The 24,103-nt window shown below is 68.5% G+C and carries 17 protein-coding genes and 2 tRNA genes; 6 read left to right on the top strand and 13 right to left on the bottom strand.

What is annotated here, in order from left to right; genetic code table 11:
* Positions 1-2: 2 nt before the first annotated feature.
* On the top strand, positions 3-674 hold the full coding sequence (locus RXV79_RS07550; RefSeq protein ID WP_316702786.1) for a histidine phosphatase family protein: 672 nt from the start codon (positions 3-5) through the stop codon (positions 672-674).
* 19 nt (positions 675-693) lie between these two features.
* Here RXV79_RS07550 and RXV79_RS07545 read toward each other — a convergent pair whose 3' ends face one another.
* Complete coding sequence (locus RXV79_RS07545; RefSeq protein ID WP_316702785.1) at positions 694-975, bottom strand: DUF4212 domain-containing protein; 282 nt, start codon at positions 973-975, stop codon at positions 694-696.
* Positions 976-1,019: 44 nt separating this feature from the next.
* Here RXV79_RS07545 and RXV79_RS07540 point away from each other — a divergent pair.
* Positions 1,020-1,095 (top strand) — tRNA-Thr (locus RXV79_RS07540).
* A 59-nt stretch (positions 1,096-1,154) separates the two neighbouring features.
* Complete coding sequence (locus RXV79_RS07535; protein WP_316702783.1) at positions 1,155-1,556, top strand: VanZ family protein; 402 nt, start codon at positions 1,155-1,157, stop codon at positions 1,554-1,556.
* 9 nt (positions 1,557-1,565) lie between these two features.
* On the opposite strand, the gene RXV79_RS07530 is transcribed toward RXV79_RS07535, so the two are convergent.
* The 3 genes from RXV79_RS07530 to RXV79_RS07520 all read right to left on the bottom strand — a co-directional run bounded on the left by RXV79_RS07530 (position 1,566) and on the right by RXV79_RS07520 (position 5,005).
* A complete protein-coding gene (locus RXV79_RS07530) occupies positions 1,566-1,841 on the bottom strand; it encodes a hypothetical protein (RefSeq protein WP_316702782.1) in 276 nt (91 codons plus the stop codon).
* A 107-nt stretch (positions 1,842-1,948) separates the two neighbouring features.
* A complete protein-coding gene (locus RXV79_RS07525) occupies positions 1,949-3,670 on the bottom strand; it encodes a tetratricopeptide repeat-containing diguanylate cyclase (RefSeq protein ID WP_316702781.1) in 1,722 nt (573 codons plus the stop codon).
* A gap of 33 nt (positions 3,671-3,703) precedes the next feature.
* Positions 3,704-5,005 carry a hemolysin family protein gene (locus tag RXV79_RS07520; RefSeq protein ID WP_316702780.1) on the bottom strand — a complete coding sequence of 434 codons (1,302 nt, stop codon included), beginning with the start codon at positions 5,003-5,005 and terminating at the stop codon, positions 3,704-3,706.
* Between the two features lie 84 nt (positions 5,006-5,089).
* Between RXV79_RS07520 and RXV79_RS07515 the strand changes: the two genes are divergently transcribed.
* Entirely contained in the window at positions 5,090-5,911 is an 822-nt protein-coding gene (locus RXV79_RS07515; protein ID WP_316702779.1) for a symmetrical bis(5'-nucleosyl)-tetraphosphatase, read from the top strand.
* Between the two features lie 22 nt (positions 5,912-5,933).
* Positions 5,934-6,023: transfer RNA gene (locus RXV79_RS07510), tRNA-Ser, on the top strand.
* Between the two features lie 6 nt (positions 6,024-6,029).
* On the opposite strand, the gene RXV79_RS07505 is transcribed toward RXV79_RS07510, so the two are convergent.
* Genes RXV79_RS07505 through RXV79_RS07490 form a run of 4 tightly spaced genes read right to left on the bottom strand, consistent with a single transcriptional unit; the run spans position 6,030 to position 13,283 of the window.
* A complete protein-coding gene (locus RXV79_RS07505) occupies positions 6,030-6,632 on the bottom strand; it encodes a hypothetical protein (protein ID WP_316702778.1) in 603 nt (200 codons plus the stop codon).
* Between the two features lie 52 nt (positions 6,633-6,684).
* The gene (locus RXV79_RS07500; protein WP_316702777.1) at positions 6,685-8,376 is read right to left on the bottom strand and encodes a sensor domain-containing diguanylate cyclase; all 1,692 of its coding nucleotides are present in this window, start codon (positions 8,374-8,376) and stop codon (positions 6,685-6,687) included.
* A 25-nt stretch (positions 8,377-8,401) separates the two neighbouring features.
* Positions 8,402-10,678 (bottom strand): putative bifunctional diguanylate cyclase/phosphodiesterase, encoded by a 2,277-nt coding sequence (locus tag RXV79_RS07495; RefSeq protein ID WP_316702776.1) that lies wholly within the window; start codon positions 10,676-10,678, stop codon positions 8,402-8,404.
* A 4-nt stretch (positions 10,679-10,682) separates the two neighbouring features.
* The gene (locus RXV79_RS07490) at positions 10,683-13,283 is read right to left on the bottom strand and encodes a PAS domain-containing hybrid sensor histidine kinase/response regulator (RefSeq protein WP_316702775.1); all 2,601 of its coding nucleotides are present in this window, start codon (positions 13,281-13,283) and stop codon (positions 10,683-10,685) included.
* A gap of 136 nt (positions 13,284-13,419) precedes the next feature.
* On the opposite strand from RXV79_RS07490, the gene RXV79_RS07485 reads away from it, so the two are divergent.
* The gene (locus RXV79_RS07485; RefSeq protein WP_316702774.1) at positions 13,420-14,568 is read left to right on the top strand and encodes a sensor histidine kinase; all 1,149 of its coding nucleotides are present in this window, start codon (positions 13,420-13,422) and stop codon (positions 14,566-14,568) included.
* 116 nt (positions 14,569-14,684) lie between these two features.
* On the opposite strand, the gene RXV79_RS07480 is transcribed toward RXV79_RS07485, so the two are convergent.
* The 5 genes from RXV79_RS07480 to flgK form a co-directional block, all read right to left on the bottom strand.
* On the bottom strand, positions 14,685-15,257 hold the full coding sequence (locus tag RXV79_RS07480; RefSeq protein ID WP_316702773.1) for a response regulator: 573 nt from the start codon (positions 15,255-15,257) through the stop codon (positions 14,685-14,687).
* 122 nt (positions 15,258-15,379) lie between these two features.
* On the bottom strand, positions 15,380-19,000 hold the full coding sequence (locus tag RXV79_RS07475; RefSeq protein WP_316702772.1) for a PAS domain S-box protein: 3,621 nt from the start codon (positions 18,998-19,000) through the stop codon (positions 15,380-15,382).
* Positions 19,001-19,676: 676 nt separating this feature from the next.
* Positions 19,677-20,885 carry an EAL and HDOD domain-containing protein gene (locus RXV79_RS07470; protein WP_316702771.1) on the bottom strand — a complete coding sequence of 403 codons (1,209 nt, stop codon included), beginning with the start codon at positions 20,883-20,885 and terminating at the stop codon, positions 19,677-19,679.
* Positions 20,886-20,900: 15 nt separating this feature from the next.
* Positions 20,901-22,097 (bottom strand): flagellar hook-associated protein FlgL, encoded by a 1,197-nt coding sequence (gene flgL, locus RXV79_RS07465; protein ID WP_316702770.1) that lies wholly within the window; start codon positions 22,095-22,097, stop codon positions 20,901-20,903.
* A 31-nt stretch (positions 22,098-22,128) separates the two neighbouring features.
* Positions 22,129-24,096, bottom strand: coding sequence for a flagellar hook-associated protein FlgK (gene flgK, locus RXV79_RS07460; RefSeq protein ID WP_316702769.1), 1,968 nt, complete (start codon positions 24,094-24,096; stop codon positions 22,129-22,131).
* Between the last annotated feature and the right edge of the window lie 7 nt (positions 24,097-24,103).

Genomic DNA, 24,103 nt, shown 5'->3' with positions numbered 1-24,103 from the left:
ACATGGGGACCGTCTACCTCGTTCGCCACGGCCAGGCCTCATTCGGCGCCGACAACTACGACCAGCTGAGCGACCTCGGCATGCGCCAGTGCGTGCGGCTGGGGGAGTACTTCCGGAACAAGGGCGTCAAGTTCGATGCGGCGCTGGTCGGCACGCTGGAGCGGCAGAAGCAGTCGCTCGCCTGCATCGCCGAGGGCCTGCAGACGCCCATCGACCCGCTCTCCTGGCCTGGCCTCAACGAGTACGACAGCAAAGCGGTGGTGCAGGCGATCCACCCGGAGCCCCTGGAGCGCCCCACCACCCCCGAACTGGTGCGCGAGCACTTCCGCCTGTTGCGCGAAGGCCTGGCGGCGTGGATCGAGGGCAAGACCAAGCCCGAGGGCATGATCAGCCATGCCGATTTCGTGAGCGGCATCACGAGCGCGCTCGACCACGTGCGCGCCACGCACTACGGCAAGAACGTGCTGGTGGTGTCGAGCGGCGGGCCGATCTCGACCATCGTCGCCCACACACTGGGTGCGCCGCTGAACGCGATGATCGAAATCAACCTGCGCATCCGCAACAGCTCGGTCAGCGAACTCACCTTCACGCCGAAGCGGCATTCGCTGGTGACCTACAACACGCTGCCGCACCTCGACAGCGCCGAGCACCAGTCCTGGATCACCTACGCCTGAGGCAGGCCACTCGTCGTGGCTACTCCTCGTCAGCCACGCCGTGCCGGCGGTCGAGCCGGCCCATGTACCAGGCGTAGAAGCCGATGATCAGCACGTAGACGACGAGCGCGCCCTGCGCCGCTACCCAGAAGCTGAACGGCCAGCCGAAGAAGTTGAAGTCGAGGTCGCGCGCGAACCAGCCGATCACGAAGGTCACGAAGAACCACACGAACACCAGCAGGCCGGTGACCCGCAGGTTGGCTCGCCAGTAGGCGTGATGTTTGTCGCTCGGCTCCATCGGGCGGCCCTCTTGTGCGCACACGGCCCGATGATGGCACGAGAGCCCGCTATAATCGCGCGCTTCACGCCGGTGTAGCTCAGTTGGTAGAGCAGCGCATTCGTAATGCGAAGGTCGGGAGTTCGACTCTCTTCACCGGCACCATCTTTTCCCTGAAGCCAACGTCCCGCGCCAGCGGCCGTTGGCTTTCTGGTTTCTGGCCCATGAGTTCACTTGCTCCCCTTCGCCTTCGGGCCCTGACCCGCATCCTCCAGGCGAACCGTGGCTGGCAGCTGCTGCTTGCGCTGCTGGTGGGCGTGGTGTGCTATCTCGCGTTCACCCCCACACCGCCACAACTGGCGACTGCGTGGTGGGACAAGGCGAATCACTCGCTGGCGTTTCTCGCGCTGACCTTCACCGCCTGCCTGGCGTTCCCGCGGCCCGGGCGCGGCGTGTGGCTCGTCATCGTGGGCCTGCTCGCCTTCGGCGCGGGCATCGAGGTGGTGCAGGCCTTCGTGCCAGGGCGCAGCTGCGAGTGGGCGGATCTTCTGGCCGACAGTGTCGGCATCGCGGCGGGCGTGCTGGTCACGCTGCCGCTGCGCAGCGCCGTGACCTCACGGCGCTGAGCCTGCGCCTCAGCTGGCGCGCGCCGCGCCGCCGTGCAGCTTTTCCCAGTACGACACGGCCTTGCTGACCCACGCCTGGTAGTGCGGGTCCTGCACGTTGTAGTACGGGATGCCGCGCTCGACGAAACGGGCTGCGGCGCTCGCCAGAGCGGCATCGCTGCCCTGCGAGTGCTCGATCTCCTCTTCCAGCGCATGCAAGGCGACGAAGCGCGGCATGGGCTCGGGCGCCAGCAGCCCTTCGCGGAAGGTGATGGCGTTCATTTCGGCGGCGGTGTGGGCGGACATGTGGGGCTCTCCAGGCTGAACCCGATTTTTCGTCCCAATCGGCGCCGGCTTGACACCAAGTAACGGGCTGGATGCGGCTCAATTCACGCCGACCGCATTCCCGTCGTTCAAAGAAGCCTCTGCTGCGGCGCGCCGGGGTCGTAGGAGTCGGCCACCACGACCCGGTTGCGGCCGCCCTTCTTGGCCTCGTACAAGGCCGCATCGGCCTGCTCGATGAGCTGGGTCGCTTCGACCGGCGCTGCGCGCACGCACAGGCCGATGCTGACGGTGACTGCAAGACCCGGTGACACCCCGGCCCAGTCGTGGTCTTGCACCGCCTGGCGCAGCCGCTCGCAGGCCTCGCGGGCCCAGGCGGCAGAGGCGTGGGCGAATACGATGAGGAACTCCTCGCCGCCCATGCGGGCGATGAGGTCGCCACCGCGCACGCGGGCACGGAAAAGATCGGCAGTGGCCGTGAGCACCGCGTCGCCGACCGCGTGGCCGTGTTGGTCGTTCACGCGCTTGAAGTGGTCGAGGTCGAGCATCGCGGCGGCGATCGGCTCGCCGGTGCGGGCGCTGTGCTGCAACAGGCGGGGCAGCTCGCGCTCGACCTGGCGCCGGTTGCCGAGGCCGGTGAGCGGGTCGGCCAGCACGTAGCGGCGAAGCTCGCGGGTCTGCGCCTGCAGGCGTTCGGCTTCGGCGGCCATCTGCTCGGCGCGCACGCGCTGCAACTCGGCCTCCATGCGCGAGCGCTCGGCGCCGAAGCGGGCTTGGTCGAGCTCGAGCCGGTTCATCATGAGGCGCGACTGCGCGTCGTTGCGCTGCTCGAGCTGCTCGCGCGTGAGCGCGTGGTAGCGCTCGTGGTGCGCCAGCGCTTCGGCGAAGTCGCCCCGCGCCTTGTGTGCGAGGTAGAGGTGGCGGTGCATGTCCTGCACCATCGAGTTGGCGTACAGCTCCTGCGCGCCACCCAGCGCTTCGTTGAGGATGGCGATGGCGTCGTCATGCCGCCCCAGCCGCACCAGCAGCTCGGCCCGGTTGCCCTCGCAGGCCAGGCCCAGCGAACGGTGGCCGTGCTCCAGCGCCAGCGCGCGGGCGCGGTCGAGCAGCACGAACGCCGCCTTGTCCTGCCCGCTCACGCCGAGGTAGCGGCCGAGGTTGGACAGCGTCAGCGCCTCTCGATAGGCGTTGCCCGAGGTGCGCGCGAGGATCAGCGCCTCTTCGCCATGGCGCTTGGCGCGGTCGATGGCCTCGCGGGCGCCGGCGACGTCGGCGCGCGACTCGCAGGCATCGAACGCATCGGAGGCCACCACGCCGAGGTTGGTGAGCGCGCGGTAGGTTTCCTCCTCGCTGCCCATCTCGCGCGCCATCGCGAGCGATTCGGCAAGGAAGCGCTCGGCCTCCTCGAAGCGCCCCAGGTGCGCCTTGGCGAGGCCGATGCGGTTGTAGGCGAGGCACAGCAGCCGGGCGTCGCCACAGGCTCGCGCTGCCTCCACGCTTTCGCTCACATGGTCGAGCGCTTCCTGGTTGAGGCCGAGGTCGAGGAAGGCCATGGCCATGTCGCACAGCACGTCGGCGCGCGCAGCGTCGTCGCCGGCCTCGCGCAGCATGGGCAGCACCGCCTGGCCCGCCGCGATGGCCTGCTCGGCCAGGCCTTCGCGGCTGTTGAACATCACCAGGAGGCGCAGCGCGCGGGTGAGGCTGACCTTGTCGTGCGCTTCGCGCGCAAGCGCCTCGGCCCGCAGCGCCAGCTCGATGCCGCGGGCGTGCTCGTCGCGCCCGGCGGCGTCTTCAGCCTGGCGCAGCAGCTCGTCGAGCGGCGGCGTCGCGTAAGGCGATTGCGGGTTCTTCATGCCGGGCAATGCTGCAAGCGTCGGCCACCAGCTTCAGGCCGACACGTCGCTGGCCTGCAGTGCGGTGGCCAGCACCTTGTCGACCCGTTTGCCATCGAGGTCGACCACCTCGAAGCGCCAGCCCTCCCATTCCACCGCATCGGCCGTCTGCGGCAGGCGGCCCAGGAGCAGCATCACCATGCCGGCCAGGGTGTTGTAGCGGCCACGGTCTTCTTCCGGCAGCTCTTTCAGGTCGAGCCGGTCTTTCAGCTCGGGCACGGGGATCAGACCGTCGAAGAGCCAGCTGCCGTCATGGCGCCTCACCGCCCAGGCATTGTCGGCCGCGGGGGTGGTGAACTCGCCGGTGATGGCCTCCAGCACGTCGCGCACGGTGATCACGCCCTGCACCTCGCCGTATTCGTCGACGACGAACACCAGCTGCGCGCTCGACACGCGGAACTGCTCCAGGAGCTCCATGCCGGTCAGCGTCTCGGGCACGAAGACGGGCGGCTGCAGCTTGTCGGTGAGCGTCAGCGGCTGGCCGAGCAACTGCTGCTGAAGGAGCGTCTGCGCCGACACCACGCCCAGCACGTCGGTCAGCCCGCCGCGGCATACCGGGTAGCGCGAGTGTTCCTGCGTCTCGATGGCGCGGCGCACCTCGTCGGCCGAGGCGGTGGCGTCGAGCCAGGCGATGTCGGTGCGCGGGATCATCATCGAGCCGACGGTGCGGTCGTCGAGGCGGAACACGTTGCGCACCATCTGGTGCTCCTGCGCTTCGATCACGCCGGCATCCAGCCCCTCTTCGAGCTGGGCCGCGATCTCTTCTTCCGTGACGGAGCGGGCAGGCCCCCCTCGAATGCCCAGCAGGCGCAGCGTGGCCTCGGTGCACCACGACAGCACCTTCACGAACGGCCGCGCGATCAGCGAGAGCCACTCCATCGGGTAGGCCACCAGCCGCGCCACGGCCTCGGGGTACATCTGCCCCAGGCGCTTGGGCACGAGCTCGCCGAAGATGATGGTGAGGAAGGTGATGATGACCACCACCAGCGCCGTGGCCGACAAGCCGGCCGCGCGCGGGCTCACGCTGAAGCTTTCGGTCAGCCAGCGGCCCAGCGGCTCGGAGAACGCCCCCTCGCCCACGATGCCGTTCAGCACGCCGATGGAGGTGATGCCGATCTGCACGGTCGACAGGAATTTCGTCGGGTTCTCGTGGAGGTCCATCGCCACCTGGGCGCCCTTGTCGCCGGTTTCCACCATCACCTGCAAGCGCGCCCGCCGGCTGGCAGTGAGCGCCATTTCCGACATGGCAAACAACCCGTTGAGAAGGATCAGGAAGACGAGTAGCGCGATGTCCATGCACCGGGCCTCACCCGGAACGCGGCTGTTGAACAAGCGGCAAAGCGTAGCAGAGTCGTTCTTCTCCCCGGCGAAAATGCCGACATGGACTACCTGATTGGCGACCTGCAAGGCTGCTGCGACGCCCTCGACCGGCTGCTCGCCGAAGTCGGCTTCACCCCCTCCCGCGACCACGCCTATGTGCTGGGCGATCTCGTCAACCGGGGGCCAGCCTCCCTGCAGACGCTGCGCCGACTGCAGGCCTTGGGCCCCTCGGCCACCTGCCTGCTAGGAAATCATGACCTCCACTTCCTCGCGGTGGCACACGGCGTGCGGCGCACCGGCCGCCAGGACACGCTCGACGACCTGCTGGCCGCCCCCGACCGCGACGCCCTCGTCACCTGGTTGCGCCAGCAACGCATGGCGGCGCACGCCCGCGGCTGGCTGATGGTGCACGCCGGCGTCGTGCCGCAGTGGAGCCTTGCCACCACGCTGCAGCTTGCCGGCGAAGTCGAGGCCCGCCTGCGGTCACAAGACCTGCACGACTTCCTGCAGGTCATGTACGGCAACCGGCCCGCCCGCTGGGACGACGCACTGCAGGGCGACGACCGCTTGCGCTTCGCCGTCAACACGCTCACGCGCATCCGCTTCGTCGAAGCCGACGGCACGCTCGACTTCGACACCAAGGACGGCTCGGCCGATGCCCCGCCCGGGCTCTACCCCTGGTTCGACGCCCCAGGCCGCCAGACCGAGGGCGTGCCCATCGCCTTCGGCCATTGGTCCACGCTCGGCCTCGTCAACCGGCCCGACCTGCTGGCGCTCGACACCGGCTGCGTGTGGGGCGGACAACTCACCGCGGTGCGGCTCGATGGCGACACGCGCGAGGTGATTCAGGTCGAGTGCGAGCAGGCACAGAAGCCTGGCTGACTACAATCGCGGTCTTCTTTCGGGAAGCGTGGCCGAGCGGTTTAAGGCACTGGTCTTGAAAACCAGCGATGGGGGAACCCATCCGTGAGTTCGAATCTCACCGCTTCCGCCAGTCAGTTCAGTACAACTTCGACTGGCCCGCCCCCTCCACCACCTTCTTCGCCAAGTTCGCCACCTGGGCGCTCGTGACCTCCGAAGCAGGCTCGCTGGCGCGGGCCGTCCACATGAGCCGGCCGCTCGCCACATCCGTGAGCGAGGCGTTGGCGGCGTAGCTGGTGGCCACCCGCGTGCCGCCGATCGGGGCCGAGACGCCGACCCCGCCCCCCACGCCGCCGCCGAAACCACCCACGCCCAGCCCGACCGTGAAGCCGGACCGCGCGACGCTTGCGCCCGGCGCGATCGAGGTCACGAGCACTGCCTTCGCATTGGCCGCCCGCGCCGCGCTCACATAGGGCGCGGGCCCACCGGGTGCCGAGGTGCTGGCCCCCACGTCGGGCGCCGCCACGGGCGACACGCCGACTTTGGTCAGCTCGGCCCCCACGCTGTCCTGGCAGATGCGGCGCAGCACCTCGTCCTGCGCTTCGCAGACCACGAGCACGCGGGCGCCTTTCAACGGCGCATTGGCGGTGAGCTGCGGGTCGGCCCACTGCGCGTCGAGCGGGTTGGTCGCGCAGCCTGCGAGGACCGCAAGGCCCGCAAGCGGAATCAGGACAGCACGCATGATGTTCTCCTTCGGGTCGGAGACTCGATCATGCCGTGGCTGCCAAAGCCCTCTAGTTGATGCAGGTGCGGTTCTTGCCGGTGCGCTTGGCCTCGTACAAGGCCTCGTCGGCGCGCTCGAGCGCCACCTCGATGCGCTCGCCCGGCCGATAGGCCGTCACGCCCGCCGAGAAGGTGACGAAGATGCGCTTGTCTTCGTGCATGAAGAGCCCACCGGACAAGGAACGCTGCAAACGCGTCAGGATCTGCTCGCCTTCGTTCACCGGCGTGTTGGGCAGCAGCACCACGAACTCCTCGCCGCCGTAGCGGGCCACCATGTCGGTGGGGCGCAGGGTCTTGCTCACCACCTCGGCGAGCGACTTGAGCGCCACGTCACCCGCGTTGTGGCCGAGTTCGTCATTGAGCTTCTTGAAGTTGTCGATGTCGAGCAGGCCGATCGACAGCGTGGAGCCATCGCGGCCCTGGCGCGCACGCTCGGCGTCGAACGCCTGCAAGAGGCCGCGCCGGTTGGCGATCTTGGTGAGCTGGTCGGTCGACACTTCTTCCGACAGGCGGCGCAGCTCGGTCTCGAGCTCGACCACACGCTCCGAAAGATCGGTGGCCCGCTCGTGTTCGTATTGCAGCTTGCCTTGCGCGACCTTCACCAGCGACTGCACGGTGCGGCTTTCCTCCACCATCTCGCGCACCACGCCGGCCAGGCTTTCCAGCGAGTCGGCGCGCTCGATCACGTCGGCATAGCGGCCGATGTTCTCGTGGAAGCGGCCGGTCTGCGAGCCGAGTTCACCCAGCTCGGCCAGCATGCGGGTGATGAGCTGCTTGAGCTGGTCTTGCGCCTTGGTCCGCTCTATGCGCAGCTGCTTCTGGTGCTCGCGCGTGTGGTGCAGCAGCTCGCTCACCGACTTCACGCTGCGCGAGGTGAGGCCCTGGCCGATCTCGTCGCGCATGGCTTCGCTCTGGCCTTGGGCCCAGCTCTGGTCTTCGGCCAGCTCGACGAGGCTCGCGGTGAGCTCGCCGCACAAGGTGCCGAGCTGCTCGATCAGGTGCTGACGGTGGGCCAGGGCGCGCGTGGCGCGCTTGCAGAGCTGGTCGAGCTCGTCGCTCTGCCCGACGGTCGGGCCACGCTCGCGGATGCGCCGCACGAGGGCGGCGAGTTCATCCGACAGCTCTGCGCTCGGCGCGGGGGGCGCCGGCAGCGCCTGCTGCAAGGTGCCACTCAGGGCCTGCATCACGTCGTGCCAGATGGGCGTGCTGTCGGACGCCGCGGCCGGTGCACCGCTTGGCAGCTCCACCAGCGGCGCGGGCTGCGTCGGGTCAGACCACGGCTGTTCGACCTCCATCGCCGCCGCTTCGGGGTCGACGGCACCATCGATGGTGTCGCTCTCCCAGCCGTTGATCAGCTGGTTCAGGCGCTGCTGCAGGCGGTTGACGTCGCTGCGCGAGCTGGAGAGCACACGCTGCAGGCTGTCTTTCTTGCGGGCGGTGGTCCACTGGCGGCCGCCGCGCTGCACACCGCGCACCACCCGCTCGATGAGCTTGGCGAGCGCATCGGCCTGCGCGGCCGACTCTTCCTTCTCGCCCACGGTGCCCGCGGCCGGCGGCCCGGCGGGCGGCGTGGTGCCAGCTTCCTGGTGGTAGGCACGCGCGTAGTTCTCGGGCGTGGGCTCCTGCTTGTCCATCACCAGCCGGCGCAGCGCCGCTTTGGCGAGCGCGGCCGGCACGGCCTCGGCGCGCGGCGGATTGGTCATGTCCATCAAACGGGAAAGAGAAAGCTCAGACGTTGCCGCCCTGCGGCGTGCCGAAGCGCGAACGTGCCTCGATCGCCGCCCGCAGCGACTCGGCCGCGGTGGATTCGTCGGCGTTGACGATCCACGGCGCCTTGCGCGGCAGCACGGTCTGCTCGAGCCACTGCTCCAGCACGTCGGGCGGCTGGGCCTTGCTGAAAAGGAAGCCCTGCATCACCACGCAGCCGAGGCGGTGCAGCACTTCCATCTGGCGCATGTTTTCCACGCCCTCGGCAATCACGCGCAGGCCGAGCGAGCGGGCCAGCGCGATGATGGCGGTGACCACGGCCGAGCTTTGCGGCGTCATGCCGAGATCGCGCACGAAGGAGCGGTCGATCTTCAGCTCGCTGATCGGCAATGTGGTGAGGTACGCAAGCGACGAGTAGCCGGTGCCGAAATCGTCGATCGAGATCTCGACGCCGATCTCGTTGAGCCGGTGCAACGACGGGATCACGTTCTGCAGGTCCTTCATCAGGCCCGTCTCGGTGATCTCGAGTTCGATCGCGTGGTGCGGCACGCCGTAGCTGGTGACGGCCTGGTGGATGTGTTCCACGAGGTCGGTGCGCTCGAACAAGCGGTTGGGCAGGTTGACCGCGATGGAGTCGGCGAAGCCGAAGCTGTCTTGCCACAGCCGCGCCTGGCGTGCTGCCTCGCGGATTGCCCATTCGCTGAGCGGAATGATGAGGCCGGTTTCTTCAGCCAGCGGGATGAAGTCGCCCGGCGGCACCAGCATGCTGCCGCGCTGCCAGCGCATCAGCGCTTCCACGCCCACCATCTTGGCGCCGCGAACGTCGACCTTGGGCTGGTAGTGCAGCACCAGCTCGTTGCGCTCGATGGCCTTGTGCAGCGCGCTCTCCAGCTCCAGCTTCTCGCGGCCCTTGCCGGCCAGCGCCGGGCGATAGAGCAGCGCGGCGTTGCGGCCCTGCGCCTTGACCGAGTACATCGCCACGTCGGAGTTGCGCATGAGGTCGGCGACCGTCGCGCCATCGCGCGGGAACATCGCAATCCCCACCGAGGCGGTGACGAAACACTCCTGGCCGCCCACGAAGATGGGCTCGCGCATCACGTCGAGGATGCGGTCGGCCACACGCTCGGCGTCGGCCTCGTCAGACACCTCGGGCAAAAGCGCCACGAATTCATCGCCACCCAGGCGTCCCACGGCTTCGAGCGAACGGTGCGAGCGTGAACCCATCGACTCGACCGAGGTTTCCATCACCTGGTCGGAGTGGCGCACGCACGAGCGCAGCCGGCGCGAGACTTCCATCAGCAGCTCGTCGCCCGCGCCGTGGCCCAGGGTGTCGTTGATGACCTTGAAGCGGTCAAGGTCAATCAGCAGCAGCGCGACGGGGTGGTTGAGGCGGCGTGCGTGCTCCAGCGCCCGTTCGGCGCGCCAGATCAGCTGGCGGCGATTGGGCAGGCCGGTGAGCGCGTCGAAGTTCGCCAGGTGCCGGATCTTGTCTTCGGCCATGCGCCGGTCGGTCACGTCCTGCACGATGCCGGTGTAGCCCGACAGGTTGCCGTGCTCGTTGAACTCAGGCTCTGCTTCGATGTGGATGATGCGCTGCTGGCGCCCGTCGGGCAGCACCACCGGCAGGTCGGTGGCCAGCACCGAGCTGTGACGGAAGACGTCGTGCAGCACGAGCATGAAGCCTTCGCGGTTTTCGTTCGGGATCATGCGCAGCAAGCCGCGCATGCTCACCTGGTCACCCGGACCCATGCCGAAGACGCGCAGGCCCTCGATCGAGAACACCGGGCTGCCCTGCCCCACGCGCCAGTCGAAGCTGCCCATGCGGGCCAGGTCCTGGGCGCGGGCCAGCTTGGCCTTGGATCGCTCCAGCTCCAGCCGCGTGCGCGAGGAGCGCAGCAAATAGCGCAGGCGGCCTGCGAGCAGGCTCCACTGGGTGGATTTGACGAAGAAGTCGGTGGCGCCCGCCTCGTAGGCGCGGGTGATGGAGGCGTCGTCGTCGAGGCCGGTGAGCATCAGCACCGGCAGCGATTCGAAGCCCGGCAGGTTGCGCAACTCGGCGCAGGTCTGGAAGCCGTCGAGCCCGGGCATCAGGGCATCGAGCACCACCACGTCGGGCAGCCAGTCGGCCAAGAGCTGGATGGCACGCTCGCCGCTCGTGGCCTCGGTGATGGAGAAGCCGCGCTCGCGCAGGGCGATGGCGGTGAGCAGAAGATTGACTTCGTCGTCGTCGACCAGCAGCACCTTGGGCTGGACGAGCATGTCGTCATCGGCCAGGGCGGAGCTGGGCAGTGTCGTCATGGGCTCAGGCACCCAGCACGCTTTTCAGCGCCACGCGGACGATCTCGACCTCCGCCTGCAGCTGCGCGATGCGTTCGGCCATGCCGTCGGATTGTTCGTTGCGGGCCCTGGTTTCGAGGTCCGAGCACATTCTGGAAAGCTTCATCGCTCCGATGCTGGCGGAAGACGACTTTAGCGTGTGGGCCACGTGCCGAATACCCCCGAGCTCGTTGCCATTGAGCGCGTCTTCGAGCTGCGGCATCAGGCGGCCGACCGAGCTTTCGAAGGCGCTGACCACCCGCTCCATCAGGTGGTTTTCACCGCTCGGGTCGAGTTCGCGCAGGCGCTCCAGGGCTCCGGCGTCAAGCACGCCGCCCTCGCTCGCCGCCGCACTGGTTGAGGCTGACGGAGCAGGCATGCCACCGTCGCTGGATCCAGCAGGTGCCGCGGGGCGCAGGTGTCGAGTCAGCATGGCAAGCAGTTGGCTCTGGCGAAAGGGTTTGGACAGGTAGTCATCGAAGCCTAGCCCGAGGAAGCGTTCTTCGTCGCCACCCAGGGCATTGGCCGTGACTGCAATGATCGGAGTATCCGCTGATGTGAGGAAATTGAATCGCCCGGCCGTCCCGCGCCGAAACCAGTTGAGCGCCTCCACGCCGTCCATGCCCGGCATCTGGATGTCCATCAGCACCAGGTCGAACTGCTTTTCGCACATTGCGCGCAGCCCGGCCAAGGCGCCGGAGCTCAAGTGCACCCGGCACCCGAGTGACCGCAGCATCTGCCCGATCACTTCCTGGTTCACCACGTTGTCTTCCACCACAAGGATGTGTGCGGAAAGACGCGGCGTCAATCGGTCGGCGTCTGAAATCGTGGCAGAAATCCCCAGAATGGCCTGGCGGAGTTCGGCTTTACGCACGGGCTTGGGCACGAATCGGTGAAAACCCGCCTGATGCGCGGCCCGCACATCGTCCGGGGTAGACACCGACGAGAGCATGACCATCTTCATGTGCGGGTGGAGCCCCGAGGCCTGCAGCGCCAGCGCCATGCCCATGCCGTCGAGCCGGGGCATCTGCATGTCCACGAGCGCCAGGTCGAAATTCGGGTCGATGCCGGTCTTGCCCTGCAGGATGTCGAGCCCGTGGCGGCCGTCTCCGGCCAGCACCACTTCCATGCCCCAGGCGGTGAGCATGTTGTCGAGCACGATGCGGTTGGTCTCGTTGTCTTCGACCACCAGGATGCGCAGGCGCGGCATCGTGAGCAGGTCTTGCCCCAGCGTGGCCGGGTCGGCCTGCACCTCGGGCAGCGGCAGCACGAAGGTGAAATGCGAGCCCAGCCCCGGCTGGCTGCGCACTTCGATCTGGCCACCCATCAGCTCGACCAGCTGGCGCGAGATCGACAGGCCCAGGCCCGTGCCGCCATAGCGGCGGGCCATGCCCACGCTGCCCTGCGTGAAGGAGTTGAAGAGCTTGGGAATGGCCTCGGCCTCGATGCCGATGCCGGTGTCGTGCACGCCGAAGACGAGGCGCCCCGCAGGCTGGCCCGGTGCGACCGCCAGCGTGACGACCACCTCGCCGTGCTCGGTGAACTTGATGGCATTGGCCACCAGGTTGGTGAGGATCTGGCGCAGCCGCAGCGGGTCGCCGCGCACCACCTGCGGCAGGCCGGGTTCCTCGCGGAAGCTCAGCTCCAGGCCTTTCTCGTGGGCACGCGGGGCCAGGAGCTCCAGCGTGTCCTCGACCACGCCGCGCAGCGAAAAGTCGATCTCGGCCAGTTCCAGCTTGCCGGCCTCGATCTTCGAGAAGTCGAGGATGTCGTTGATGATCTCCAGCAGCGACTCGCCCGAGCGGTACACCGACTGCACGAAGCGGCGCTGCTTGTCCGAGAGCTTCGTGCCCAGCAGCAGCTCGGTCATGCCCAGGATGCCGTTCATCGGCGTGCGGATCTCGTGGCTCATGCTGGCCAGGAACTGGCTCTTGGCCTGACTCGCGTGCTCCGCGGCATCACGCGCGCGCTGCAACTCGGTTTCGGCCTCGCGGGCCTGCGTCACGTCGCGTGCGAGGGCGATGAGCAGCGTGGGCTGGCCCTGCGCATCGCGCAGCGCGAAGTAGCGCGCCCCGACCACCCGCCGGCCGCCGTGCTGCTTGTCGGTCAACACGAAGGAATGCTCGACGGCGCCCTGGCGTGCGAGCGCCTCGGCCATCGCCGGCTCGGCGAGCGCCGCCACGCGGCGGCCGAGCGCTTCCTTGAGCGTCTTGCCCACCACGTCGCTGCGGCGCACGTCGAACTCGCGCTCGGCGTGGGTGTTGATGTTCAGCACCCGGCGGTCGGCGTCGACGCTGAAGACGTAGAGGCTCGCCGGCATGTTTTCCACCAAAGTGTGGAAGTAGTCACGGCCGGGCTCGATGTCGGGCAGCGTGGTCGTCGGCGCAAAGCTGCTGTCGCGCACCACCGAATCGGCGAACCCCTCGGCCGAGCCCACCGGCACCCGCGGCAACAGCATGGCCGCGCCCAGCGACGCCACCGAAAACAGCGCGAACCAGCGCGCAAGCTCCGCCGCTTCGGCGAGCGAGACCGCGGCGGCAAACGCGGCCAGGCCCAGCAGCAACCAACGAGCATTCAGCGGGGGCATGGGTCGGGGAACGGAGACTTCAAGGCCTTTTCAGGGATTGACGTGTTTTCGGCAAGGCGTGAGTCGACTTGAACCGCACGACGGACTCGTGTTCACACCGAGCCCGGCCGCTAGGTCAGTCCTTACAATCTTTGCGATGACCTCCGTGCTGCTCGCCGTGTTGGCCTTGCTCGCCCTGGTGGCTGCCGCGGCGGCCGTGGGTTGGTCGGTCAAGGCGCAGCAACGGCAACGGGCCCTCGAGCGTGAGTTGCAGGCCGCCCGTGCACGCGAGCACGCACTGGTGCAGTCGCTCGACCTCTGGCAGTGGCGCACCGACCCACAACACCGCGTGACGCAACTGCGCCCGCCGGCCTCGGCCAAGCCGGCCAACTGGCCTTCCCTCGACGACCGCCCGCTGCTGTGGGACGTGTTCCAGTCGAACGACGGCAGCCTGCGCCCGCGCCTGATGTCGCACGCTGCCTTCGAGGGCGTGACGGCCTCGCTCGCCAGCCACGCCGGCCTGGTGCTGCGCGGCGTGCCGATGCTCGATGCCGAGGGCCAGTACGCCGGCCATGTGGGCACCGCGAGCCTGCCCGCAGACGCCACCGCGCCCCCCGCCACCCCGAGCGCGCAAGACCTGCAAGACCAGGAATCCTTCAGCTACACCGTCTCTCACGACCTGCGCGCGCCGATTCGCGTGGTCGAGGGTTTCACCAAGATCCTGAAGGAAGACTACGGCCGCCTGCTCGACCGCATCGGCAACGACCACCTCGACCGCGTGCTCGGCGCCGCGGCGCGCATGAACAGCATGATCGACGCGCTGCTGGCGCTGTCGCAGCTGTCGACACGCCCGCTCACGCGCCAGCCGGTCAACCTGTCGCAGCTCATCGGCTACATCGTCGACGACCTGCGCCGCCAGTCGCCCGAGCGGCAGGTGGTGGTGATGGTCGAGCCCGGCCTGCAGGTGCAGGGCGACGCCACGCTGCTGCGCGTGGCGCTCGAGAACCTGCTCGGCAATGCGTGGAAATACACCGCCAAGTGCCGCGAGCCGCGCATCTGGGTCGAGCGCACCGAGCACGAAGGCCGGCCGGCGTTTGCGGTGCGCGACAACGGCGCGGGCTTCGACATGCGCTTCGCGGACCGGCTCTTCGGTGTGTTCCAGCGCCTGCACAGCGCGACGGATTTCCAGGGCACCGGCGTCGGGTTGGCCTCGGTGCGGCGCATCATGCGCCGGCATGGCGGCGACATCTGGGCCGAAGGTGAAGTCGACCGCGGCGCGCGCTTCGTGTTCTGGATTGGGGGTTAGCCCCCCAGTCGCTTCGCTCCTGCCCCCAAGGGGCGCCACCCAGCGGACCGGCACAGCCGGATCCGCGGGCGTTGCTAGATTTGCGAAGCGCTTCGCTTTCGCGCGGTCGTTGCGGCTCAGCCTTCCGCAGGCTTGGAAAGCAACTCGACCGCATCGAGCAGACGCTCGGCCTGCACCTGCAGCGGCCGCGACTCGCTCGCGGCGAGCTTTTGCAAACGCTCGAGCGCCGCGCTGCGCGAGAGCGAATAGCGGTGCATCAGCACGCCCACCGCCATGGCGATGGGCTGCGACAAGGCTTCATCCGCATTCGGCTTGTGCCCCGCGCCGCCTTCGGGCGAGCGCTTGGCCAGCTGGTGGAACGCCGCTTCGACGGCCGGCACGATCTGGTGGATGTCGAGCGGCTTCACGAGGTAGGCCACCGCACCGAGTGCCTTCACCTGCGCGACCGTCTGCTCGTCGGAGAAGGCCGAGAGGAACATGAACGGGATCTGGCAGTACTCGCGCAGGTAGGCGGCCACGTCGAAGCCGCTCTTGCCTTCCATGCGGATGTCGAGCAGCGCGAGATCGGGCCGGTGCTCGCGTGCGAGGAGGATGGCGTCGTCGCCGTTGTCGGCGTCGATGATCTCGTAGCCGGCTTCTGCGAGGCCGTGGGTGAGCGTCGCCAGCACGAGCCGGTCGTCGTCGACCACGAGAATTTTTCCTTTTTTTGCCGTCACGCCAAGCCCCACACGACTGGCGTGAATTGTGGCTGAAAGCCCTGCGCCGCGGGGCACACGGTGTAAGCAGCTGAAGCCGGCACCCGGGCGCAGGCTCAGGCCGGCTCGATGCGCGTCACGCCGGGCGGCACGAGCACGATGGTCGCGAGCACATCATCGCCTTGCTGCTCCACCGTGAGCGTGGCACTGCGCCGCGGCAGCAGCGCACGCACGAGGCCGAGGCCCGACACGCCGCCCGGAAAGCGCGCGAGGTTGAAGCCCGCGGGCAACTGCCCGCGGTTCGCAATGCCGATCTGCACCCGGGCCTCGCTGCAGACCAGGCTGCAGTGCACGGCCGAGGGGTCGTCGATCGCCATGCTGTGCTTCACCGCGTTGGTCAGCAGCTCGTTGATCGTGAGCGCGATCGGGATGCTCTCGGCCTCGGGCAACGCCCACAGATGGGCCGGGCCGTCCACCGTGAGGCGGATCGTGCGGCCGAAGGTGCGCTGCACCGAGCCCGTGATCGCCTCCAGCACGCTCTTCACCCGCAGCGGCCCGGTCGCCCCCACCTGCAGGCCGTAGACCTGCGCGATAGCCTGCACCTGGCCCACGACCTCGCTGATGGCCGGGGCCATCTCGGGCTTGCGCGCGCCGATCTGCTGCAAGAGGCCAGCCACGCCCTGCAGGTTGTTCTTGATGCGGTGGTGCACTTCCTTCACCAGCATCTCGCGCTGCGCGATGGCGGCCTCGAGCCTCGCTTCCTGCGCGGCACGCTGCTCGGTCACGTCGGTGGCCACGAGCAGCAACTGGTCTGTCGACGCATCGGCCGAGGCCATCGGCAGGTAGCGGGCATCCCACAGGCGCGCTTCGCCATCGGTCTCGATGCGGTACTCGCGCTGCGTGAGCGCGCGTGTGGACAACGCGAGCGTCATGTCGGCGCGGTAGCGCTCGGCCAGCGTGGGCTCGAAGAGCTCTTCCGGCGTGCGGCCGATCAGCTGGTCGGGCGCGAGGCCGATGCTCTGCGCCGCGGTCTGGTTGACCTGCACGATGCGCAGCGTCTGCGCGTCGAAGAGCGAGATGGCCAAGGGTGCCGCTTCGATCACCCGCTGCAGCGAGGCCTGCACTTCGGCCGTGCGCGCCTCGGCCTGTCGGCGCCGCTCGATGTCGAGCAGCGCGTAGGTGAGCTGCCGGCCGGTCGACTCGCGGCCCGTCACCACTGCGTTGCCCACCACCCAGAACTCGCGGCCGTCGCGCGCCTTGACCTTGCATTCGAAGGTCTCGGCCTGGCCTTCCACCAGCTCGTGCAGGTACTGCGTCTGGCGGAACGGGTGCTCGTCGCCCGGCATCGCCACGGTGCTCATCGGCTGCCCGATGAAATCCGCCAGATCGCCACCAAACATGCGGCGCGCCGAGCGGTTCATCCACTCGATGCCGCCCGGCCCCACGGTGACGATGCCCACCAGCACGGAGTCGAGGATGGCGCGCGTGCGCTCGGCCTGCAGCGCCACCGCCTGCTGCGCGCGGTGCCGGTCGTCGACGTTGACATACGACGCGATCAGGCCCTCGTCAGGGTTGTCGTCGTTGATCTGGCGGGTGCTGACCTGCACCCACACCAGGCTGCCGTCATGCCGCCGCAGCTGGCGCTCGCCCTTCCACCGGCCGGTCTTGGCCATCGATGCGCGGGTGATGGCGCGCAGGCGCAGGAACTCTTCTTCGTTGGGATACAGCGCCGAGGTCGGCAGGCCGTTCATCGTGCTCGCATCGAGCCCCATGAGCTGGCACATCGCCTGGTTGGCGCGCTGCACCCGGTCATCGCGAATGAATGCGATGCCCACCTCCGACAGGCTGAACATCAGCTCGCGGTCGCGCGCCAGCGCCTCCAGCTCGATCTGCTGCGCCTTGAGACGGGTGATGTCGGACAGCACCGCGATCGCCTCCGACGCATCGCCCGCGGGGCCCGCGCGGCGCACGGTCAACGCGCACCACTGCGTGGGTTGTCCATGCAGTTGGAACGAGAGTTCGGCCTCGTACACGCTGTCGGCGGCCAGTGCCGCCTCGATCTCGTGCACGAGCCGCGGCGCATCGGGCTGGCTCGCGAAGAGCTCGGTCAGCCCGAAGCCCACCACCTGCCCCGCGCGCACGCCGAGCAGCGCCTCGAAGCGGCTGTTGCAACGCACCAGCACGCCGCTGCGCAGGTAGGCCATGCCGGCCGTGGTGTTCTCGAGGATGGTGGTCATCTCGCGCAGCAGCGTGTCGCTGCGCTGGTGCGACTGGTGCTGCTCGGTGACGTCGAGCGTCACGACCGAGGTGGTGCGCTTGCCCGAGGCGAGCGTCGCCGGCTCCACCCGCGTCTGCAGCCAGCGCAACCCGAGCTCGGGGTGGCGGATCGCATAACGCACCTCGGTGCGCTCGCCGTGACGCAGCGCGTGCTGCAGCCGCTCGTATTCGGGCAGCGACTCGGGCAGTACCACCTCGCGGCGGATCGACTGCAACGCAGCCGCCGCCGAATCGCCACCGCCCGATGGCGCCAGGGCGCTGCCGTGCTGCACCCAGCCGCCCGACTCCTGAAAGGTGGCGAGGCCGACGCCGGCCGTGTCCATCAGCGCCCCGATCTGCATCTGCGCGAGGTCGCGTTCCTCTTCGGCGCTGCGGTCTTCCACCACCGCCATGAAGCGCAGCTGGCCGCTCGCCGTGCGATAGCAGCGCACGGCGGAGCGCAGGGTTCGCACGCTGCCGTCAGGCTGCGCGAGGACGGCCTGCGACTCGACGGGGCTCGCACCCGGCTGCAGCGACGCGAGCGGCTGCCCGCCCACCCAGCACAGCAGTTGCTGCACCGCCGGCTCGGCCTCCGACATCAGCACCGGCACCTGCACGGCCAGCGCTTCGAAGGCGGGGTTCGTGCGCACCAGCAGCCCTTGCTCGTCGAAGAGCACCATGCCCACCGGGCTCAGGTCGAACCAGTCATCAAGCTCGCGGCTCGTCCGGTCGGCCCGCTCGCGCGCCACGTGTTCGGCGGTGTTGTCCTGGAGGATCGAGAGGTAGCGTGTGCGCCCCGCTTCATCGACCCAGCGGCGCCAGGTGGCGCGGCACCAGCGCTCGCGCCCGTCGGCGTGCAGGAGCCGGCGCTCCACGAGTTGCGCGGGCTTGCCGGGTTCGGAGAAGAAGTCGGCCTGCGCGCGGTAGGCGAGGTTGAGCTCGCGGTCTTCCTGCGGCTGCAGGTCGACCGGGTCGCGGCCGACGAGCTGCTCGGGGGTGTAGCCGAGGAAGTCGGCATAGGCCTGGTTCACCTGCAGCAGGCGGAAGTTCTCGTCTTGCACGGCGGCCGGGAATGGCGACTCCCAGAAGAGTTGCATCAGCTCCAGCGGCATCGATGCGTGCTGTGTGTCGTCATCGGCCCGAGCAGGCGTTTCGCGTGCGATCCGCAGCGCCCAGCGTTCGCTTTCGAGCGGCGTGAGCGACACGGCGCAGCGGGTGCCGTCGGCCAGGGTGACGTGGTCGGGGAAAGCCGGGGCTGAAGCGTGGAGCCGCGGCACGCCTTTGCTCAAGACCTGCAGCGTCGACTGGACGAGTGCTGCGCCCAGGTGCGCCTGGGTGGATTGGAGGGGGCTGCCGGCGTTGATGTGGAGCCAACGCTGCGCGGCGGCGTTGGCGTGGTAGATGCGGGCGCTTCGGTCGACGACGAGGACTGCGTCGGGCAGGGAATCCAGGAAGTGACGCAGGGCCTTGGGGTCGAACATGCGATGCAGTTTACGCATGCACTGCGTGGCGGCATGCCGGGTCTCGGCCCGGCGGCCGACCTACTTTCTTTGCTTCGCCAAAGAAAGTAGGCAAAGAAAGGCGACCCGACGGTGGCGGTCCGGCCGAAGGCCGGACTGCTCTGCGGTGCTCGGTCTTGAGGGGTCGGGCAGAACTCGCTACGCGGCCGGTGGCCGCTGCGCTCAAACAGCTGCCCGAAGTCAGATGACGAAGCGCGCTGACGCGCGCCCCCTCAAGCCCTGCGCTCCTCGACACCACCCACGGGTAGCCCTACGGCTCGCTTCGCATCGCCTCCAAGGTGGGAGCGCCTTGCGCCCCACCCTCAAGCACGAGGCGAAGCGAGCCGAGAGTACGAGGCCAGCGAAGCTGGCGAGGGTATCCCGGGGCCCTTGAAAGCCGTCGAGCAGCGCAGGGCTTGGGGTGGCGTGCGAAGCACGCTTCGTCATCTGACTTCGGGCAGCTGTCTGAGCGCAGCGCTCGCAGAGCGCGTAGCGAGTTCTGCCCGACACCCCAAGACCGAGCAGCGCAGAGCAGTCCGCCCTAGGCGGACCGAGCGAACGGGGTGCCCTTTCTTTTGCCTTCTTTTCTTTGGGCAAGCAAAGAAAAGAAGGTCGCCCGCCGGGGCGAAATCCCGGCAAGCTGCCTACGCAGCGAGAACTACTCGACCTGCGAAGCCGCCGTCAACGCCGACAACACACACCGATTGATCTCAGAAACACTGAGCATCAAGGTCTCAGCAGAAGACCGGAAGTCATACAGCGACTCGTTCTCCACCGCCTGCACCAACGCAAAGTAAGGCTGATACGGCCCCGACCCATCCACCAGAGCCTGATACACGCGCTCCGGCACCGGAATCGTCTTCAACAACTCCGAGAACGGCTGCTTGAACATCCGATCGAGCAAAGAAAACACGCCGCAGATGAACATCTCATTGCGCATCTCCTCGTCACCCGACGAACGCACCAGCTCTTCCATCAGGAGCCCGCGCCGCACCGCCGCAAACATCACCGGCTTCATGTTCGAGTCTTGACCGGCGGTGGCGAGCAAGAGCGCCAGCCAGCGCTTCAGCCGCTGATACCCGAGCATCATGATCGCGTGCCGGAACGAGCTGATCTCCACCCGCAGCCCGAAGGCCGGCGAGTTGATGTAGCGCATCAGCTTGAAGGCGAGGGAGGGGTCGCGCTTGAGCGTGCCTTCGAGCTTCTCGATGGGCTCCTGCTTGTCGACACGCTGGATCAGCTCGACGATCACCTGCATCTCGGTGGCCGGCTGCTTGCCGCCCTTGGCCTGCGCCTGCTCGATGGCGTCGTCGATGGGCCAGCCCAGCACCGCGGCGGCGCCGCGCGTGAAGCTCGCTTCCATCTCGGCGAGCGTGCGCACGCCCGACTGCACGTGGGGAATGTTGCGAATCACGCCGACCGGCGGCGCGGACCCGGCTTCATTGATACGGCGGTCGTCGGCCAGGTCGATGATCGAGTAGGTGAAGCAAGGCAGCACCTCGCGCGGCAGCTCGCTCAAAGGGCGGCCCTTGATGAGCAGCGTGGTGCCGGCGGCGTGCAGGTTCTGCAGGGCGACGATGTTGGTCGGGTCGACGGCCATGAAGGCCGGCACCTCGACCATCAGGTTGGGTGAAGGCGAGGCGCGCAGCAGGTCTTGCAGCAGGCTCTCGCTCACCACGTTGAGCGTGGCCTTGCCGCCATCGGCCGGCCACACGCCGCCCACGGCGTGCAGCAGCTGCGCCACGTCGGGCGTCGCATCGGGCTTCAGCGGCACGATGGTCAGGCGCGTGGCCGAGACGGCGCGGCTGCGGTCGATGAAGGGGGAGTAGCCGAGGGCCACCTGGCCCAGGATGGTGGAGTCGTTCACGCGGCTGTCCTGCGATCAGGTGATGTAGTTGAAGAGCGACATCTTCTGCACCAGCGAGTAGCTCTTGAGCGCTGCATCGTAGCCCGTTTGCTTGTTCTGGAAGTCTGAAATCGCCCTCACCATGTCAAGACCTTCGGCATTGGAACGGTCGGTCTGTGCAGCAAGTCGCAGATCGTCGAGCCGGCCGGTCGCGCTGTCGATGCGGCCAAGCGTCTCGCCCACCTGCGCGCGCACCGATTGCATCTGCGCCATCGCCGAATCCACGGCGGCGAGGTAGGTCGAGTTCGTCTGGGCGATCTGCGCGGGCGTGCGCAGCGGCGTGTTGAGCGCCGCCACGGCCGCATCGATCTGGTCGAAGATGTTGAGGTCGGAGGTGGCCGGCGCGAGGTCGAAGGTGTCGGTGTCGGCCGGCACGCCGGTCACGGTGGCCGACAGGCCGTCGATCTCGATCGCGCGGCCCGACACGTAGGGCACCCCCGCGAGGGCAGTGGGGCCGCCGTTCTGCAAGACCGAATACGTCGTCACGCCACCCGACACCGCGAAGACGATGCTGTAGCTGTCGCCAGTGAGCTGGCTCGGGTCGGTGACACGGCCGGTGTCGACCCAGGCCTGGCCGGTGTTGGCGGTGGCCGGGGCGGTGGTGAAGACGCCGTTGCCGGTGCGCCCGCTGATCCATGCGGCGCGGCCGTCCACGCTCAGCGGCAGCGGGTCACCGGAGGCGGCGTCGAGCTGGCCCGAGGTGCCCTGGTAGGTCACGCCACCGGCACCGTCGAGAAACGGCGCGTGGTCGGGGGACTGGCCGCCAAAGAGATAGGAGCCCGAGCCGTCCTGCCGGTTGGCCACGGCCAGCAGTTGGGTGCGCAGGCCGGCGATCTTGTCGGCCTGGGCGCGGCGCTCCTGGTCGCTGTAGCTGCCGTTGCCGGCCGCCACCATCGCCTCGCGGATCTGCTGCAGCAGGTCACCGGCATCGCCGAGCGCGCTTTCCGAGAGCTGCATCGCGTTCTGGCTGGCGTTCACCGCGCGTTGCACGGCGTCGGTGTGCACCTCGGCGGCCAGCGCGCGCTCGGCGCGGGCGGCCGCGGCCGGGTCGTCGCTCGCGCGGTTGACACGCTTGCCGGTGGTGAGCTGCTCCTGCGCGGTGGCAAGCGCCGTCTGTCGCTTGACCAGCGAGTCGACGGATGCATCGAAGGAGTTGGCAGTGCTGACGCGCATGGTGGGGGTGCCTCAGTCAAGTCGAAATCGTTCAGCCACCCGTCATCTCGAGCAGCGTGTCGAAGACGGACGTGGCCACCTGCAGCATCTTGGCGGCGGCCTGGTAGCTCTGCTGGAACTGGATCAGTCGCGCGGCCTCTTCGTCGAGGTTGACGCCGGCCTTGTTGGCGCGCGCGGCTTCGGCGGTCTGCGCCATCGCGCTGGAGACGTTGACCGACGAGCGCGCGCTCTGCACGCGCACGCCGATGTCGGAGAGCGCGCTGGCATACGCATCGGTGATGTTGCGCCCCGGCACCAGCGTGCCGTTGGAGAGCGTCGTTGCGCCGATGAAGGCCGAGCTGCCGAGCGCCACGAAGGCGTTGGCATTGCCGTTGTTGGCGCCCGGCGCGGTGGTCGGGCCGACGTCGATCACGTCGCCCGAGCGCGGCACGCCGCTCAGCGAGAGCGAGAAGCCGTTGAGCAGGATGGGGTTGCCGGCCGTCCAGGTGCCGGTGCCGCTCGCGACCACGGCATTGCTCGCATCGAGCATGTCGTAGTTGTAGTCGCCGGTGTCGTTGTTGAAGGTGATGCGCACCGACTGCGTCGCGTCGTACGCCGCGGCATCCACCACACCGAGCGCGGCCATGCGGGCGGTGCCGGTGTTGTTGGTCGAGAAGCTGCTCGTCACCGCCGAGGCGGCAGCGATGCCGCGCGGGTCGGTCATCACCGAGCGCATGTTGGGCGCAGCGGTGCCCACGGCTTGCAGCAGGAAACGGTCGCCCGCCGAGGCGGTGCCGGCGGTCATCTGCAGCGTCATGCCTTCGACCTGCACCCCGGCGGCGAGCGTGGCCGCATCGAAGGGGCTGCCCTGCACGGCCGAGCCGTCGGACAGGCGCGTGAGCGAGTAGTTGGTGCCGTCGAAGCGCAGCTCGTAGTCGCTCGCCTGCACGTGGGTGAAATCGCTCACCGCGAGGCTGAAGGTCGCGTCGCCCACGTTTTCGGTCGACGCGAGCGTGCGCGGCGCGCCCACCGAGAAGAGCGGGTCGCCGGCACGCGCGGGCTGGCCGCCGTCGAGGCCGAGCGACTGCTGCTGGTTGACCGCGCCGCTGATCGCCACCGCCATCTGCCCGAGCAGGTTGCGCGCGGCGGTGAGGTCTTCGTTCTGGAAGCGCACCAGCCCGGCGATGCGCCCGCCGGCGATGGCGTTGTTGGGCACCAGACGCGAGACGCCGCCCTCCTGCAGGGCGAGCTGGGTCTTGGCCGGGTCGAACTGGTCGGGCGCGGCGATGAGGGTGTTGGTGTTGCTGCCCAGTACCAACGACTGGCCGCCACCGATGAAGAGGCCCATCGAGCCGTCGTTGGCCTCGATGGTGGTCACGTTGATGTAGCCGCTGATCTCGCTCACGAGCTGGTCGCGCTGGTCGAGCAGGTCGTTCGGCGTGTGGCCGGCGCCGTTGAGCGCGGAGATCTGGCGGTTGAGGTCGGCCACGCGCCGGGCAAGCGAGTTGACCGAGTCGATGTTGGAGCGCAGGTCTTGCGACACGCCGGTCTGCAGCGTGTTGAGCTGGTCGCCGGCCGACTGGAAACGCGCCGCGAGTTCGCGTGCGCGGGTCACGACGACCTGGCGGGCCGAGGCGTCCTGCGGGTTGTTGGCCACGTCGACGAAGGCGTCGAGCATCTGGCGCGCGGCGTGGCCGAGACCGGCCTCGCCGAGGGGCATCACGTTCTCCAGCTGGGTGAGCTGGTCGAGCCGGGCCGCATCGGCTTCGGCGATCGAATTGGTGGTGGCGGCCTGCGTGGTGAGGAAGCGGTCGTACGAGCGCACCACGGTCGCCACGTTCACGCCCTGGCCGAAGAAGCCGGCGCCGGTGTACTGGCCCTTGGCGGTCTCGAGCTGGACTTCCTGCCGCGAATAGCCCTGCGTGTTGGCATTCGCAATGTTGTTGCCGACGGTCTGCAGCGCGGCGAAGTTCGCCGCCATTGCGCGGGTGCCGATGCCCATCAAGGTTGATGCGCCCATGTCGCTC

Source organism: Piscinibacter gummiphilus (assembly GCF_032681285.1).
Lineage (GTDB): Bacteria > Pseudomonadota > Gammaproteobacteria > Burkholderiales > Burkholderiaceae_C > Rhizobacter > Rhizobacter gummiphilus_A.
The sequence above is the reverse complement of the archived record's forward strand: the minus strand, read 5'-3'. Positions and strand labels throughout refer to the sequence as shown.